The sequence below is a fragment of the Alsobacter ponti genome (genome assembly GCF_024294805.1).
GTDB classification, from domain to species: Bacteria; Pseudomonadota; Alphaproteobacteria; order Rhizobiales; family Beijerinckiaceae; genus Alsobacter; species Alsobacter ponti.
The window spans coordinates 45,846-61,352 of record NZ_JANCLU010000024.1 but is presented as its reverse complement, the minus strand read 5'-3'; the positions used below and the strand labels follow the sequence as shown (position 1 = coordinate 61,352).

The following is a 15,507-nucleotide window of genomic DNA, read 5'->3' as shown; positions in this document are numbered from 1 at the left end:
GTCAAGCACCTGGGGCCCATCGATCTCCCGCCCGCACCCATCCTGCCACAAACCGAAATACACAGGGGCCCAGCGCAATATGTTCGCGCGTCAGCGCGTCTTCACGAAAAGGCTTATGCAGCGCCGCTTCGCGGCAACATCCATGCGCTGGGCCCCGGACCCCCCTCCGCTTCGCTCCGGGGTTCCGGGGACGGGAGGGCGGGCGAGGCCCGCCCTTTCCGCTGGCGCTGCACCGCTCCGGGGACGTGCGGGCTGGGAGCCCGCACTTTCGGGGGCGGACTGGCGTCCGCCCGGCGGGCCGCGCTCCCAAGGGAAGGCCCGTACTCCCAAGCCCAAGGCCCGAAGGCCAGTGCGGCGGTTCCGGCGCTACCCCAGCTTCGTCCACGCGCCGTTGCGGCGGGAGGATTGGAGGGCGGCTTCGATGAAGGCGAGGCCTTTCACGCCGTCGTCGACGGTGGGGAAGTTCACGGCGGGGTCGACCTTGGCCCCCGTGCGGGCCGCGCGGATGGCGGCGGCGGCTTCGGTGTAGATGGTGGCGAAGGCTTCCAGATAGCCTTCCGGGTGGCCGCTCGGGATGCGCGTCACCCGGTTGGCGGCGGCGATGGCGCCCGCGCCGCCGCGCGTGAGGATCTGCGTCGGCTTCCCGAACGGCGTGAAGTACAAATAGTTCGGGTTGTCCTGCCGCCAGTGCAGCCCGCCCCTGTCGCCGTAGACGCGCAATTGCAGGCCGTTCTCGTTGCCGGGCGCGACCTGGCTCGCCCACAGCAGGCCGCGCGCGCCGTTGGCGTAGCGCAGCATCACCTGCACGTTGTCGTCGAGCCGGCGGCCCTTCACGAAGGTGGTCAGCTCGGCGCTCAGCTCCGCGACCTGCTGCCCCGCCACGAAGTCGGCGAGGTTGTAGGCGTGCGTGCCGATGTCGCCGATGCAGCCGCCGCCGCCCGAGCGCGCCGGGTCGGTGCGCCACTCGGCCTGCTTCTGGCCGGTCGCCTCCAGGTTCTCGGTCAGCCAGTCCTGCGGGTACTCCACCTGCACGACGCGGATTTCGCCCAGCTCGCCGGCGCGCACCATTTCGCGGGCCTGCCGCACCAGCGGGTAACCGGTGTAGTTGTGGGTGACGCAGAACACGAGGCCGGACTTCTCGGCCAGCGCGGCGAGCTTCTTCGCCTCCTTCAGCGTGGTGGTCAGCGGCTTGTCGCAGATCACGTGGATGCCGGCCTTGAGGAAGGCGGCGGCGGCGGGCGCGTGCATGTGGTTGGGCGTGACGATCGCCACCGCCTCGATGCCGTCCTTCAGCCGGCGCTCGCGGCGCGCCATCTCCTCGAAGTCCCCATAGGTGCGCTTCGGGTCGAGCCCCAGCGCCGCGCCGGAGCGCATCGCCTTCTCGGGGGTCGAGGACAGCGCGCCGGCGACGAACTGGTAGTGGTCGTCGAGGCGCGCCGCGATGCGGTGGACCGCGCCGATGAACGCGCCCTCGCCGCCGCCCACCATGCCGAGCCGGATGCGCGCCTGCGCCGTGTCGTCGCGCCCTTCGATGGTCATGCCCGTCTCCTCGTGTCCCGAATGTCCGCGTGTGGGGAAGGTCCGCGCCCGCTCAGGGCAGGTTGTCGCGGATGAAGATGTCGATGCGGATGCGCTCCTGGTCGGCGACCACCGGCTCGCCCCAGCAATGCGCCATCAGCACGCGCGCGGCCGAGCGCGCCTCGTGCCCCGCGTCCTGGTTGATCACCGCGTCCATCACGCCGCGCACCAGGAAGCGCCGCGTGAAGGGGGTGAGGTCGTGGCCGATGAAGACGATGTCGTCCGCCCGCCCTGAGGCCTCCAGCGCCGCGCCGATGCCGCGATTGCCGGCCCCGATGGAATAGAGCCCGACGAGGTCGGGCGTGTCGGCGAGGAACTGCCGGGCGATGGCCTCGGTCCGCTCGCGGTCGTCGCGGCCCTCGCGCACCGGCAGCAGGGTGAGGCCCGGATACTCGCCGCCCATCACCTGGGCGAAGCCGAAGTGCCGCTCGGCGTGGTCGCGCAAAGCGAGCGAGCCGGCGATGACGCCGACGCGCCCGCTCCGCCCGGCGAGGAAGCGCCCCATCAGCGTGCCGGCGGTGCGCCCGGCGGCGGTGTTGTCGATGCCGGCATAGTGCAGCCGGCGCGAGCTGGGCGCGTCGGAGACGAGCGTCACCACGGCGACGCCGCGCGACGACAGGTCGTCGATGGCGGCGCGCACCCTTGGGTGGTCGAGCGCGATGGTGGCGACGCCGTCATAGGCGGAGCCGAGCGCGTCGAGCGCGCCGGCCAGCGCCTCGGGGTCGAACGTGTCGGCGTGGACGATGTCCGTGTCGGCGCGCTGCGAGGCCAGCCAGTCCGAGGCGTGGCGCACCTGCTCCTCGAGCAGGCTCATGAAGGTGTTGCTGCCGCGCGGCAGCACGAAGCAGAAGCGGAAGGTGCGGTTGCGCGCCAGCCGCGCCGCCAGCGGGTCCGGCCGGTAGCTGAGCCGGGCGATGGCCGCCTCCACCCGCGCCACGGTCTTCTGCCGCACGCCCGGCCGGCGGTTGATGACCCGGTCGACCGTGGCCAGCGACACGCCCGCGTCGCGCGCGACGTCCTCCAGCGTGATCCGCCCGGGGCGGGTCTCGCCTTTCGTCTGGCTCTCGTTCACCTGGGGTCCTCCTACCCGGTGAAACTCTTGCGGTTTTGGTTTGAGGTGCGCAAGTCATTTGATTGCTGCGCCGCAACAGGACCGGCTTCGAGGGGCTCCACCGGCGTCACGTCGACGGCGACGGTGAGGCGCTGCGGCGCGGAGGCGAGCACGACGCCGGCCACCGGCGCGACGTCGGCGTAGTCGCGGCCGACGGCGAGGACGACGTGGTCCGGCCCGGCCGGGCGGTCGTTGGTGGGGTCCAGCTCGACCCAGCCGGCCTCCTCGCCGCACCACACGGCGACCCAGGCATGGCTGGCGTCCGCCCCGGCGAGGCGCTTCTGCCCCTCGGGCGGCGTCGTGCGCAGATAGCCGCTGACATAGAGGCACGGCACGCCGATGCCGCGCAGCCCGGCGATCATGGCGTGGGCGAAGTCCTGGCACACGCCCGCGCGCTGCGCGAACACGAGCCGCAGCGGCGTCGACACGTCGGTGGCGGCGGGGTCGTAGGCGAAGTCGGCGTGGACGCGCCGCGTGAGGTCGAGCGCGGCTTCCAGCACGGGCCGTCCGGGGCTGAAATCGGCGCGCGCGTAGGCGGCGGCCTCGTCCAGCAGGGGCGCGAAGCGGCTGGCGAAGAGGAAATGCGCGGGGCTCAGGCCCGACAGGTCGCGCGAGGCCAGCGCATGCCGCGCCACCTGCTCCCACGCCGGGCCGCCGAAGCGCAGCGCCGGCCGCTCGCCCACCTCGACGCGGCTCGTCGCGCGGATCGACAGCGTGTCGTGCGGGGCGGCGATCAGCACCGCGCGCTGGCGGTTGCCGAAGAAGTCGTCGCCCTCGCGCGTCTCGGCGGGCGCGGGCGAGAGGGAGAGTTCGTGCGAGAGCACGCGCTGCCATGGCATGGCGCGCGGCGCGAGCCGCAGCAGGCAGCGCGCGAACGCCACCCGCGCGGCGTAGTGGTAGGTGGTGACGTGGCTGACGTCGTAGATCAACCGCCGTCCTCCACGCTGTCGTCGTCGGAAGGCGCGTCGGCCTGCGTGAAGAAGCACGCGCCGATCTCGTTGGAGAGCTCCATCAGCCGGTTCTCGACCGAGACGATGGCGGCGGCGTCGATCTCCGCCGCGTCCCACCCGCGCAGGCGGGAAGCGAGGTCGGCGACGATGTCGCGCGGGGGGAAAGGGCCGGCATGGGTCGGCAGCTCGGCGAGCGCGCCGACATGGTCGGCCAGCCGGCCGACCTGGAACGCCACCGAGCGGGGATTGCCGTCGTCGAGCATCACGAGGTCGACCAGCGGGGCGCGCAGCGCGCCCATCAAATAGCGCGCGCGATAGGTGATCTGGCTGTCGCAGATCTCCAGCAGCGCGTCGAGGCAGGAGGACGGCGCGTCCGGCTCGGCGAAGCGGCGCACGAAGCGGGCGGTGAGGATGCCGCGCTCGATGCGCCGGCCGATCTCGAGGAAGCGCCAGCCGGAGAGGCGGTTCATGTTCTCCTGCACCAGCCCGGACAGGGCGGCGAGGATGCGCAGGCCCTGGTCGGCTGTCTCCAGCGCCTCGCCCGGCCCGGGCGGGTTGGCGTCGCGGCGCTCGAAAAGGGCGGAGAGGTCGGCGAGCGCCCGCACGGCGTCCGGCGACAGCCGGTCGCGGATGACGGAGGCGGCGCGCCGCGCCTCGCTCGCCAGCCGCAGCACGGAGCCGGGGCGGTCCGCGCCGGAGAGCGCGGCGCCGATGACGCGCGCCGCCGCGCCGCGCTCCGGCGCGGCCTCGGGGGCGGCTGCGCCCCAGGCGGCCAGCAGCTCCATGGCGCGCGCCAGCGCGGCGCGGGCGGGGCCCGCCGCCTCGCCATGCTCGATGGCGAGCCCCGCAAGGCAGCGCACCGCGCGCAGCGTCGCCTCGGCGCGCTCCATGTAGCGGCCGAGCCAGAACAGGTTCTCGGCGGCGCGGCTCGGCAGGTAGCCGATGACGCGCGTGATCGCGACGCGGTCGGGCGTCGGCAGCAGCGTCGCCGGCTCGACCGGCTCGTCGGCGGCGATCCACACGTCGGCGGACCGGCCGCCGAGCTGCATGGAGAGCGAGCGCGGGTCGTCGTCGTCGGAGAGCCGGCAGAAGCCGCCGGGCAGCACCTCCCAGCCGTCCGGCGTCGCCACCACGAAGGCGCGCAGCGTGAACGGGCGCGGCCGCAGACGCCCGTCGCGCCACACCGGCATGGTGGAGACGCCGATGGGCTCCTGCGCCACCACCTCGACGGCGCGCCGCTCCAGCCAGTCGTCGAGCCGGGCGCGGGAGGCCGCGTCGAGCGCGGCGACGCGCACGGGCATCGTGCCGAACGGCCAGCCCTCGGCGCGCGAATAGGCCGGGGCGACGGCGAACTCCTCGAGCCGCGCCCGCGCCGCGTCGCGCGCCGCCTCCTGCCCGCACCACCACGTCGCGACGTTGGGCAGCTTCAAATCCTCGCCGAGAAGGCGGCGGGCGAGCGCCGGCAGGAAGGCGAGCAAGGCGCGCGATTCCAGCAGGCCCGCGCCGAGCGGGTTAGCGAGCACGACGGAGCCGGCGCGCACCGCCTGCGCCAGCCCCGGCGCGCCGATGCGCGAATCCGGGTCCAGCTCCACCGGGTCGGCGAACTCGGCGTCGAGCCGGCGCACCAGCACGTCGACCTTCTTCAGCCCGCCGATGGTGCGCACGTAGACGGCGTCGTCGCGCACCGTCAGGTCGCCGCCCTCGACCAGCAGGAAGCCGAGATAGCGCGACAGATAGGCGTGCTCGAAATAGGTCTCGTTGAGGGGGCCGGGCGTCAGCAGGCCGATGCGCGAGGATTCGCGGCCGGCCTGCGCCGCGAGCGCGCCGCGCCACGCCTGGAAGAACGGCGCGAGCCGGCGCACGTTCATGGCGGCGTAGAGGTCCGGCAGAGCGCGCGACAGCGCGATGCGGTTCTCCAGCGCGTAGCCCATGCCGGAGGGGGCCTGCGCGCGGTCGCCGAGCACCCACCAGCGCCCGTCCGCGCCGCGGCCGAGATCGGCGGCGTAGACCTGCAGGCGGCCCGCGCCACGCCCGGTGACGCGGACCATCGGGCGCAGGAAGTCCGGGCTGGCGGCGAGCGCGGCGGCCGGCAGCGCGCCGTCGCGCACCAGCCCGGCGGGGCCGTAGGCATCGGCCAGCACGCGGTCGAGCAGCGCGGCGCGCTGCTTCAGCCCGGCCTCGACCTCGCGCCATTCCGCCTGCGGGATCACCAGCGGCAGATGGCTCAGCGGCCACGCCCGCTCGCGGCTCTCGCCGGCGTCGTAGACGCGGTAGTAGACGCCGGTGTCGCGCTGGTGGCGGTCGGCGAGGGCGAAGGCGCGCCCCACCTCCTCGCGCCCCATGCGGGCGAGCGCCTCCAGCGCCGTCGCCCAGTGCGGGCGGGGACGGCCGTGCTCGTCGACCAGCTCGTCGCGCACGCCGGGCAGCGCGCGGTAGCCGCCGAGCAGGGCGGCGACGTCGTCGCGCAGGGCGGGCTCGGCGGGGCGCGGCGGCATGAAGGCGGGCATCCTGTGTCAGCGCCCGGCGTCGCCGGGGCGGCGGCGGCAGCCTAGACCATTCGCGGCGGCGGCGGAAAGCGCCGCTCCTCAAACGCCCGGCGGCCGCCGCAGGTCCAGCGTCGTCGGAAATTCCGCCGGGCGCTCGGCCGGCGGCATCGCCGTCGGGCCGGGCGTGTGGCCGAACGGGACAAACCGCGCCAGCCGCCGCGCCTCCGCCTCGTAGGCGTTGACCGGCGCGGTCTCGTAGTTGCGCCCGCCGGGATGGCTGACATGGTAGACGCAGCCGCCCAACGAGCGGCCGTTCCAGCCGTCGAGGATGTCGAAGGTCAGCGGCGCGTGGACGTCGATGACGGGGTGCAGGCCGGAGGCCGGCTTCCACGCCTTGAAGCGCACGCCCGCCACCGCCTCGCCCGGCGCGCCGGCCTCGACCAGCGGCACGCGCCGTCCGTTGCAGGCGACGACGTGGCGCGCGGCGTCGAAGCCGGTCACCTTGACCTGCAGCCGCTCCACCGAGCTGTCGACGTAGCGCACCGTGCCGCCGGCCGCGCCCTCCTCGCCGGTGACGTGCCAGGGCTCCAGCGCCTGTCGGATCTCCATCTCGACGCCGCCGTGGCGGACCTTGCCGTAGAACGGGAAGCGGAACTCGCGCTGCGCCTCGAACCACAGCGGGTCGAGCGCGTAGCCCGCGCCGCGCAGATCGTCGAGCACTTCGAGGAAGTCGGCCCACACGAAGTGCGGCAGCATGAAGCGGTCGTGCAGGCGCGTGCCCCAGCGCGTCAGCGGGCCGGTGCGCGGGGCGCGCCAGAACCAGGCGATCAGCGCCCGCAGCAGCACCTGCTGGGCGAGGCTCATGCGCCAGTCCGGCGGCATCTCGAACGAGCGGAACTCCACCAGCCCCAGCCGTCCGGTGGGCGAATCCGGCGAGAACAATTTGTCGATGCAGATCTCCGAGCGGTGGGTGTTGCCGGAGACGTCGGTGAGCAGGTTGCGGAACAGCCGGTCGACGAGCCACGGAGGCGTCGGGCGGCCGCCCGGCCCCTCCACCAGGGCCATGGCGATCTCCAGCTCGTACAGGCTGTCGTGGCGCGCCTCGTCGACGCGCGGGGCCTGGCTCGTCGGCCCGATGAACAGGCCGGAGAACAAATAGGACAGCGAGGGGTGGCGCTGCCAGTAGGTCACCAGGCTGCGCAGCAGGTCGGGCCGGCGCAGGAACGGGCTGTCGGCCGGCGTCGCGCCGCCGACCACCACGTGGTTGCCGCCGCCGGTGCCGGTGTGCCGCCCGTCGACCATGAACTTCTCGGCCCCGAGCCGCGCCTGCCGTGCGTCCTCGTAGAGGTCGCGGGTGATCGCCACGCACTCGCCCCACGAGGCGGCGGGCTGCACGTTGACCTCGATCACGCCGGGGTCCGGCGTCACCTTGAGCACGTCGACGCGCGGGTCGGAGGGCGGCGGGTAGCCCTCGACGCGCACCGGCAGGCCGAGTTCGCGCGCCGTCTCCTCCAGCGCGGCGAGCAGGTCGAGATAGTCCTCCAGCGCCCGCGCCGGCGGCATGAAGGCGTGCAGGATGCCGTCGCGCGTCTCGAAGGCGATGGCGGTGCGCACCGGCTCGCCGGCGTCGCCGGCGCTCTGCTCGCGCACGTCCTGCCGCATGTCCAAGGCCGCTTCCGAGGCGTGCTGCGTCTGCGCCGTCGGGTGCAGGCGGCGCGCCGCCGCGAGGTCTTCCGCCGGCCGCAGCGGGGCGCGCGGCTCGAACGGGTCGGCCGGCTGGATGAACGGGTAGTCCGCCTCGGGCACGTGCGGCAGCGAGGCGAGCGGCAGGCGGAAGCCGACCGGCGAATCGCCGGGCACGAGGAACAGCCGGCCCCGCCGCAGCGTCCATTTCTCGCTGGTCCAGCGCCGGTCGCCGGCGCGCCCCTGCGCGGCCTGCACCGGCAGCACGTAGCCGACGGGCTGGCCGAGGCCGCGCTCGAACACGCGGGCGATGCGCGCCCGCGCCTCGGGGTCGTCGAGCCGGGAGTCGAGCGGGTCCACGTTGGCCGGCAGCTCGGCCTCCTTGAGGATCCAGCGCGCCGGATCCTCGTAGGCCGGCAGGGCGAAGTCGGCGGCGATGCCGAGCCGCTGCGCCACGCCCGCCGCGACGCGGGCCGGGGCGTCGTCGGGCGGCGGTGCGGCCGGCGTCTCGACGGCCAGCAGCGAGGGGTCGCGCCACATCGGCTCGCCGTCCTTGCGCCAGTACAGCGCGAAGGTCCAGCGCGGCAGGCTTTCGCCGGGATACCACTTGCCCTGGCCGTGGTGCAGCAGGCCGCCGGGGGCGAAGCGGGCGCGCAGCCGGCGCGCCAGGTCGTCGGCCAGCGCGCGCTTGGTGGGGCCGACGGCGGCGGTGTTCCACTCCGCGCCGTCATAGTCGTCGATCGACACGAAGGTCGGCTCGCCGCCCATGGTCAGGCGCACGTCCTGCGCGGCGAGGTCGCGGTCGACCTCGTGGCCCAGCCGCTCAAGCGCCTGCCACGCCGGGTCGGAGAAGGGCAGCGTCACGCGCGGGGCCTCGCGGATGCGCGTCACGCCCATGTGGAAGTCGAAGTCGACCTCGGCGTAGCCGACGAGGCCGGAGATCGGCGCGGCCGAGCGGTAGTGCGGCGTCGCCGCCAGCGGAATGTGGCCCTCGCCGCAGAACAGCCCGGAAGTGGGGTCGAGGCCGATCCACCCCGCGCCGGGGATGTAGACCTCCGCCCAGGCGTGCAGGTCGGTGAAGTCGTGGTCCGTGCCCGCCGGCCCGTCCAGCGCCTTGAGGTCGTGCTTGAGCTGGATGAGATAGCCGGAGACGAAGCGCGCGGCGAGGCCGAGGCGGCGCAGCACCTGCACCAGCAGCCAGCCCGTGTCGCGGCACGAGCCCTTGCGCAGGCGCAGCGTCTCCGCCGGCGTGTGGACGCCGGGCTCCATGCGCACGATGTAGCCGATCTCCTCCTGCAGGCGCTGGTTCAGCCCGACGAGGAAGTTCACCACCGGCGTCGGCTCGCGCGGGATCGCCGCCACGTAGGCGTCGAGCTCAGGGCTGCCGTCCTCGGGCTCCAGATAGGGCAGAAGCTCGTGCTTCAGCTCGGGCGGGTAAGCGAAGGGAACCGTCTCGGCGTAGTCCTCGACGAAGAAGTCGAACGGGTTGACCACGGCCAGCTCGGCCACGAGGTCGACCTCGATCTTCAGCTCGGTCGCGGGCTCGGGGAAGACGAGCCGCGCCAGCCAGTTGCCGTGCGGGTCCTGCTGCCAGTTGATGAAATGGTTGGCGGGCGTCACCCGCAGCGCGTAGCTCTCCACCGCCGTGCGGCTGTGCGGGGCCGGGCGCAGCCGGATGGTCTGCGGGCCGATCGCCACCGGCCGGTCGTAGCGGTAATGCGTGACGTGGTTCAGGGCGGCGACGATCGACACGTTTTCCATCCCGCGTTGAGGAGGCGGCCGTGTTGCGGCCGCGCTCCAGCCTAGGCGCGACGGCGGAGGAGGCAAGGGTCATGCCGGATCGGGCGCGCTTTCGCCGCCTGGCGCGTTGGGCGATGATGACCCTTCGAGCCCAGGGAGGCCGCCATGGCTGACGCAGCGACCCGCACCGAAACCGACTCGTTCGGCCCCATCGCGGTCCCGGCCGCGCGCTACTGGGGCGCGCAGACGCAGCGCTCGCTGGAGAATTTCCGCATCGGCACGGAGCTGATGCCGGCGCCGCTGATCGAGGCGCTGCTGATCGTCAAGAAGGCGGCGGCGCAGACCAACCGCGAGCTGGGCGAGCTGGACCCCAGGCTCGCCGACGCCATCGTCGCGGCGGCGGACGAGGGGCTGGCCGGGCGGCTGGCGGGCGAATTCCCGCTCGCCGTGTGGCAGACCGGCTCCGGCACCCAGACCAACATGAACGTCAACGAAGTGCTGGCCGGGCGCGCCAACGAAGCGCTTGCCGGCACGCGCGGCGGCAAGTCGCCGGTCCACCCCAACGACCACGTCAACCGGGGCCAGTCGTCCAACGACACGTTCCCGACGGCGATGCACGTCGCCGCGGCGCGCGAGATCGCGCAGCGCCTGCTGCCCTCGCTCGCCGGTCTGCGCAAGGCCCTCGCCGCCAAGGCGGAGGCGTTCGCCGACATCGTCAAGATCGGCCGCACCCACACGCAGGACGCCACGCCGATGACGCTCGGCCAGGAGTTCTCGGGCTACGAGGCGCAGGTGGCCGGGGCCATCCGCCGCGTCGAGGCCGCGCTGCCGGAGCTCTACCCGCTGGCGCAGGGCGGCACGGCGGTCGGCACCGGGCTCAACGCCCATCCCGATTTCGCGCGCATGGTGGCGGAGCGCATCGCCGCGCTCACCGGCCTGCCCTTCGTCTCCGCCCCCAACAAGTTCGAGGCGCTGGCGAGCCACGACGCGCTGGTGTTCGTCCACGGGGCGCTGTCCGCCGCCGCCGCCGGCCTGTTCAAGGTCGCCAACGACATCCGCCTGCTCGGCTCCGGCCCGCGCTCGGGGCTGGGCGAGCTGATCCTGCCCGAGAACGAGCCGGGCTCCTCGATCATGCCCGGCAAGGTCAACCCGACGCAGGCGGAGGCGCTGACCATGGTGTGCGCACGCGTGTTCGGCAACGAGACCACGGTGGCGATGGCCGGCAGCCAGGGCCATTTCGAGCTGAACGTCTACAAGCCCGTCATCGCCGACGCGGTGCTGCAATCGGTGCGCCTGCTCGCCGACGCGGCCGACAGCTTCCGCGCCCATTGCGTCGAGGGGCTGGACGCCAACCGGTCCCGCATCGACGAGCTGATGCGCCGCTCGCTCATGCTGGTGACGGCGCTCGCCCCGCGCATCGGCTACGACGCGGCGGCCAAGCTCGCCAAGGCCGCCCACGCCAACGGTACGACGCTGCGCGAAGAGGCCCTGCGCCTCGGCCTGGTCACCGAGGCGGAGTTCGACGAACTGGTCCGCCCCGAGCGCATGACCGGGCCGGGGTAGGACTGGACGCTCAGGGAGAAATTTTCGGGCGGGCCTCCGGCCCGCCCCTCCCCGACGCGGTAAAGCGCCACGCTGGCGCGCGGGCCTCCGGCCCGCCCGTCCCCGGGTCGGTGCAGCGAAAGCGGAACCGAACCCGGGGCCCAGCGCAATATGTCGCGCGTCAGCGCGTCCTGATGAAAAGGCTGATGCAGCGCCGCTTCGCGGCATCATCCATGCGCTGGGTCCCGGATTCCCCTCCGCTTCGCTGCGGGGCTCCGGGAACGGGGGGCGGGCGGGAGGCCCGCCCATTAATCTCACGCGGCGCGTTCGGCTTCGCGGCGGTCGACGCCGTGGAGGAGCCAGGCGGCGACGAAGCCCGTCGCGGCCATGGCCAGCGCGCAGGCGAACAGCGAGGGCGCCGCGCCGAAGCGGTGATAGGCCGGGCCGAACAGCGCCGGCGCGATCGCCTGTCCCGAAAAGAAGAAGAAGGCGTGCAGCGCCACCGCCGAGCCGCGGGCCGTGGGCGCGAGCTCGGTGGCGCGGTTCTGCAGCGTGCTGTGCAGCATGAAGAAGCCGAGGCCGATGGCGGTGAAGCAGGCCATGCCGACGCGCCAGTTCGCGGCGAAGCCGAACCCGGCCAGCCCGAGGCCGACGAGCACGCCGCCGAGCCGCATCGCGCCGAACGGGCCGATGGTCCCGAGGATGCGCCCCGCCAGCACCGAGAACAGGATGCCGCCGACGCCGATGCCGGCGATGATGAACCCCGCCTCCGACGGGCCGCCCGCGCTTTGGCTGCGCAGCATCTCGGCGATGTAGGGCAGCACGCCGTAGATCGACAGGCCCTCGGCGAACACGCCGCCGTAGCAGATATAGGCGCGCGGGTTGCGGAAGATGATGCCGTAGCGCCCGAACGTCGTGCCGAGGTCGAAGCGCGGGCGCGTTTCCGGGCCGTTGCGCGGCAGCAGCAGCACCGTGCCGAGCGCCGCCGCCCCGGCGATGCCGGCGGTGACGCCGATGGCGACGCGCCATCCCGCCGCGTCGGCGAGCACGCCCGCCGTGGTGACGCCGGCGATCTGGCCGATCAGCGTGACGGCCATCAGCCGGCCGATGGCGATCTGCCGGCGGTCGAGCGCGAACCGGTCGCCCAGCATGGCGAGCGCCAGCGGGATGACGCCGCCGGCGGCGATGCCGGCCGCGACGCGGCTGGCGAACAGCAGGTTCAGCGACCCGGCCACCGCGCCGAGCCCGATCATCAGCGCCATCAGCGCGACGCACACCTTCAGCACCGCCGACTTGCCGAACGTGTCGCCGAGCGGGCCGAGGATGGGCTGGCAAAGGCCGTAGGGCAGCGCGTAGCTGGTCGACAGCAGCGCCACCGTGGTGACCGGGGCGGCGAACTCGGCGGCGATGGAGGGCACCATCGGGTCGGTGACGCGCGCGCCGAGCGAACTCGCGAAGCAGGCGAGCCCGAGGGTCAGGAGGAAAACCGTGTCGCGCGCGGCCATCGCGGGGAAACCTCGTGGAGCGGCCGCTCGCGGGCCGGTCGCGTCCGGCGCGCCCGCCGGCCGGGACGAAGGTTTCGGGTCGCCGCGCGCGCCTGTCAATGCGCGGCAGCCTTGAGCGCCCCGCACTTGCCACTTGGGGCCGCCGCGCGCTACACAGGGCCATTCTCCGTGTCGGGGTGCGGCGCCTTCGGGCGTCGCTGAGAGGCCGCGAGGCCAACCCGTCGAACCTGATCCGGCTCGTACCGGCGAAGGGAACGCGCGATGAGTCCGCTCCGGCCCGCAGGGCCAAACCCCGCACCTGTCGTTTCGAACGCGAGCCGCGCGCCTGCCGCGCGCCCGCCCGCCGGCAGTCCGTCCAGCGCTCGCCCCCGCGCGCGGCGCGGATTCGCCGGGCCGCTGGCCGGCCTCGTCCTGCTGGCGCTGTGGGAGGCGGCGACGCGCCTCCTCGCCGTGCCCGCCTGGGTGCTGCCCGCGCCCTCCCGCGTGCTTACCGTGCTCGTCACGCGCGCCGACGTCATCCTGCCCGAGGCGGCGGTGACCTTGGGCGAGATCGTCTGCGGGCTGGCGGTCGGCGGGCTGGTCGGCGTGGCGGCCGGGCTCGCCATGGCGCGCTGGCCGCTGGTGGAGCGCGCCGTCGGCCCGGCGCTGGTGGCGAGCCAGGCCCTGCCGGTGTTCGCCATCGCGCCGCTGCTGGTGGTGTGGTTCGGCTTCGGCATCGGCTCCAAGGTGGCGATGTCGAGCCTCATCATCTTCTTCCCCGTCGCCACGAGCTTCCTCGAGGGGCTGCGCCGCACGCCGCCCGGCCTCGTCGACCTGGCGCGGCTCTACAGCGCGACGCCGGCGCAGTTGTTGTGGCTGGTGCGCGCGCCCTCGGCCCTGCCGAGCCTCGCCGCCGGGCTGCGCATCGCCGCGGCGGTGGCGCCCATCGGAGCCATCGTCGGCGAATGGGTCGGGGCCTCGTCCGGCCTCGGCCTGCTCATCCTCCACGCCAACGCGCGCATGCAGACGGACACGGTGTTCGCCGCGCTCGTCGTGCTGGCGCTGATCTCCATCGCCCTGTGGGCCGCCGTCGACGCCGCGACGCGCCGGCTGGTCCGCTGGGCCCCCGACACGCTCTCCCGCTGAAAGGACACGTTATGCGCCTCCCCCGTCTCGCAGCCGCCCTGATAGCCGCCGCGCTCGCCGCGACGCCCGCCGCCGCGCAGGACAAGCTCACCGTGCTGCTCGACTGGTTCGTGAACCCGGACCACGCCGCCCTCGTGATCGCCCGGGAAAAGGGCTTCTTCGCCAAGGCGGGGCTCGACGTGACGCTGGTCGAGCCGGCCGACCCCTCCGCGCCGCCGCGCCTCGTGGCGGCCGGGCAGGGCGACATCGCCGTCACCTACCAGCCGAACCTGTACCAGCAGGTGAAGGAAGGCCTGCCGCTGGTGCGCATCGGCGCGGCGGTGGCGACGCCGCTCAACAGCCTCGTCGTGCTCGCCGACGGGCCTGTGAAGAGCCTCGCCGACCTCAAGGGCCGCACCGTCGGCTACTCCGTCGCCGGCTTCGAGGAGGCGCTGCTCGGCGCGATGCTGGAGCAGGCGGGGCTGAAGCTTTCGGACGTGAAGCTCGTCAACGTCAACTTCGCGCTGAACCCGGCCCTGCTCGGCGGGCAGGTCGACGCGGTGATCGGCTCGTTCCGCAATTTCGACCTCACCGAGCTGTCGCAGGCCGGCAGGCCCGGCCGCGCCTTCTACCCGGAGGAGAACGGCGTGCCGCCCTATGACGAGCTGATCTACGTGGTGCGCCAGGACCTCGCCGGCGACGCGCGCGTGCGCCGCTTCCTCGACGCCGTGGAGCAGGCGACGCTATGGACGCTGAACAACCCGCGCGAGGCGTGGGCGCTCTTCGCCAAGGCCAACCCGAAGTCGGACGACGCGCTCAACCGGCAGGCCTGGACCGACACGCTGCCGCGGCTGGCCGCCAGCCCCGCCGCGCTCGACGGCGCGCGCTACGCCCGCTTCGCCGAGTTCATGAAGGCGCGCGGCCTGATCGACACGATCGAGCCGGTGGAGCGCTACGCGGTGCGCCGCTGAGTCAGGCCTTCCACAGCCGGTGGAAGTGGTGGACGGGGCCGTGGCCCCGTCCGATCGTCAGCCGGTCGGCGGCGGCGAGCGCGCCGGTGAGGTAGGTCTTCGCCTCGCGCACGGCGCGCGGCAGTTCCAGCCCGCGCGCCAGCCCGGCCGCGATGGCGGCCGACAGCGTGCAGCCCGTGCCGTGCGTGTTGCGGGTGGCGATGCGCTTCGCCTCCAGCCGCTCGACGCCCTCGGGCGTCACCAGCAGGTCGACGCTGGCCGGCCCCTCGGCGTGGCCGCCCTTCATCAGCACGCGCCTCGCGCCGCGCGCCAGCAGCGCCTCGCCCTGGCGGCGCATGGCGGCCTCGTCGGTGGCGACCGGCTCGTCGAGCAGCGCCGCCGCCTCGGGCAGGTTGGGCGTGATCAGCAGGCAACGCGGAACGAGCACGTCGCGCAGCGCCGCCACGGCGTCCGACACGAGCAGCCTGTCGCCGCTCGTCGCGACCATCACCGGGTCCAGCACCACCGTCTCGACGTTGTGGCGGTCGAGCCCCGCCGCCACCGCCTCGATGACGCGGGCGTTGGCCAGCATGCCGATCTTCACCGCGCTCACGTCGAAGTCCGAGAACACCGAATCCATCTGCGCCTTGATGAAGCTCACCGGCACGTCCTGGATCGCCTGCACGCCCAGCGTGTTCTGCGCCGTCAGCGCGGTGATCACCGTCGCGCCGTAGACGCCCAGCGCCGAGAAGGTTTTCAAATCGGCCTGGATGCCAGCGCCGCCGCCCGAATCCGAGCCGGCGATGGTGACGGCGATGGGCGTGCGGTGGGGCTGGTGCGGCATGGCGGGCGTCCCGG

The 15,507-nt window shown here is 73.8% G+C and carries 10 protein-coding genes and 1 riboswitch; of the genes, 3 read left to right on the top strand and 7 right to left on the bottom strand.

Annotation, left to right across the window (positions count from 1 at the left end; genetic code table 11):
- Positions 1–366: 366 nt before the first annotated feature.
- The 5 genes from NK718_RS19235 to NK718_RS19215 all read right to left on the bottom strand — a co-directional run bounded on the left by NK718_RS19235 (position 367) and on the right by NK718_RS19215 (position 9,560).
- A complete protein-coding gene (locus NK718_RS19235; RefSeq protein ID WP_254745655.1) occupies positions 367–1,539 on the bottom strand; it encodes a Gfo/Idh/MocA family protein in 1,173 nt (390 codons plus the stop codon).
- A gap of 52 nt (positions 1,540–1,591) precedes the next feature.
- Positions 1,592–2,650 (bottom strand): LacI family DNA-binding transcriptional regulator, encoded by a 1,059-nt coding sequence (locus tag NK718_RS19230; RefSeq protein WP_254745653.1) that lies wholly within the window; start codon positions 2,648–2,650, stop codon positions 1,592–1,594.
- Positions 2,651–2,661: 11 nt separating this feature from the next.
- On the bottom strand, positions 2,662–3,618 hold the full coding sequence (locus tag NK718_RS19225) for a transglutaminase family protein (RefSeq protein WP_254745651.1): 957 nt from the start codon (positions 3,616–3,618) through the stop codon (positions 2,662–2,664).
- Positions 3,615–6,134: a circularly permuted type 2 ATP-grasp protein gene (locus NK718_RS19220; RefSeq protein WP_254745649.1), complete on the bottom strand. Its 2,520-nt coding sequence runs from the start codon at positions 6,132–6,134 to the stop codon at positions 3,615–3,617. Before NK718_RS19220 ends, NK718_RS19225 begins: the two co-directional genes overlap by 4 nt.
- A 90-nt stretch (positions 6,135–6,224) precedes the next feature.
- Complete coding sequence (locus NK718_RS19215; RefSeq protein WP_254745647.1) at positions 6,225–9,560, bottom strand: transglutaminase family protein; 3,336 nt, start codon at positions 9,558–9,560, stop codon at positions 6,225–6,227.
- A 153-nt stretch (positions 9,561–9,713) separates the two neighbouring features.
- On the opposite strand from NK718_RS19215, the gene fumC reads away from it, so the two are divergent.
- Positions 9,714–11,111, top strand: coding sequence for a class II fumarate hydratase (gene fumC, locus NK718_RS19210; RefSeq protein WP_254745645.1), 1,398 nt, complete (start codon positions 9,714–9,716; stop codon positions 11,109–11,111).
- 293 nt (positions 11,112–11,404) lie between these two features.
- Here the strand turns inward: fumC and NK718_RS19205 are convergent, their stop codons facing one another.
- Positions 11,405–12,595: an MFS transporter gene (locus tag NK718_RS19205; protein WP_254745643.1), complete on the bottom strand. Its 1,191-nt coding sequence runs from the start codon at positions 12,593–12,595 to the stop codon at positions 11,405–11,407.
- A gap of 162 nt (positions 12,596–12,757) precedes the next feature.
- Positions 12,758–12,866, top strand: a riboswitch (TPP riboswitch).
- Here NK718_RS19205 and NK718_RS19200 point away from each other — a divergent pair.
- Both NK718_RS19200 and NK718_RS19195 read left to right on the top strand, forming a co-directional pair.
- Positions 12,857–13,720: an ABC transporter permease gene (locus tag NK718_RS19200; protein WP_254745641.1), complete on the top strand. Its 864-nt coding sequence runs from the start codon at positions 12,857–12,859 to the stop codon at positions 13,718–13,720. (Overlaps the previous riboswitch by 10 nt.)
- Positions 13,721–13,731: 11 nt before the next feature.
- Positions 13,732–14,670 carry an ABC transporter substrate-binding protein gene (locus NK718_RS19195; protein ID WP_254745639.1) on the top strand — a complete coding sequence of 313 codons (939 nt, stop codon included), beginning with the start codon at positions 13,732–13,734 and terminating at the stop codon, positions 14,668–14,670.
- A gap of 1 nt (position 14,671) precedes the next feature.
- On the opposite strand, the gene thiD is transcribed toward NK718_RS19195, so the two are convergent.
- Positions 14,672–15,493, bottom strand: coding sequence for a bifunctional hydroxymethylpyrimidine kinase/phosphomethylpyrimidine kinase (gene thiD / locus NK718_RS19190; RefSeq protein ID WP_254745637.1), 822 nt, complete (start codon positions 15,491–15,493; stop codon positions 14,672–14,674).
- Between the last annotated feature and the right edge of the window lie 14 nt (positions 15,494–15,507).

Excerpts from the sequence above, each read along its gene's own strand:
- NK718_RS19220 (WP_254745649.1), bottom strand. The coding sequence starts at position 6,134 with ATGCCGCCGCGCCCCGCCGAGCCCGCCCTGCGCGACGACGTCGCCGCC.
- NK718_RS19235 (WP_254745655.1), bottom strand. The coding sequence starts at position 1,539 with ATGACCATCGAAGGGCGCGACGACACGGCGCAGGCGCGCATCCGGCTC.
- NK718_RS19200 (WP_254745641.1), top strand. The coding sequence starts at position 12,857 with ATGAGTCCGCTCCGGCCCGCAGGGCCAAACCCCGCACCTGTCGTTTCG.
- NK718_RS19205 (WP_254745643.1), bottom strand. The coding sequence starts at position 12,595 with ATGGCCGCGCGCGACACGGTTTTCCTCCTGACCCTCGGGCTCGCCTGC.
- NK718_RS19195 (WP_254745639.1), top strand. The coding sequence starts at position 13,732 with ATGCGCCTCCCCCGTCTCGCAGCCGCCCTGATAGCCGCCGCGCTCGCC.
- fumC (WP_254745645.1), top strand. The coding sequence starts at position 9,714 with ATGGCTGACGCAGCGACCCGCACCGAAACCGACTCGTTCGGCCCCATC.
- thiD (WP_254745637.1), bottom strand. The coding sequence starts at position 15,493 with ATGCCGCACCAGCCCCACCGCACGCCCATCGCCGTCACCATCGCCGGC.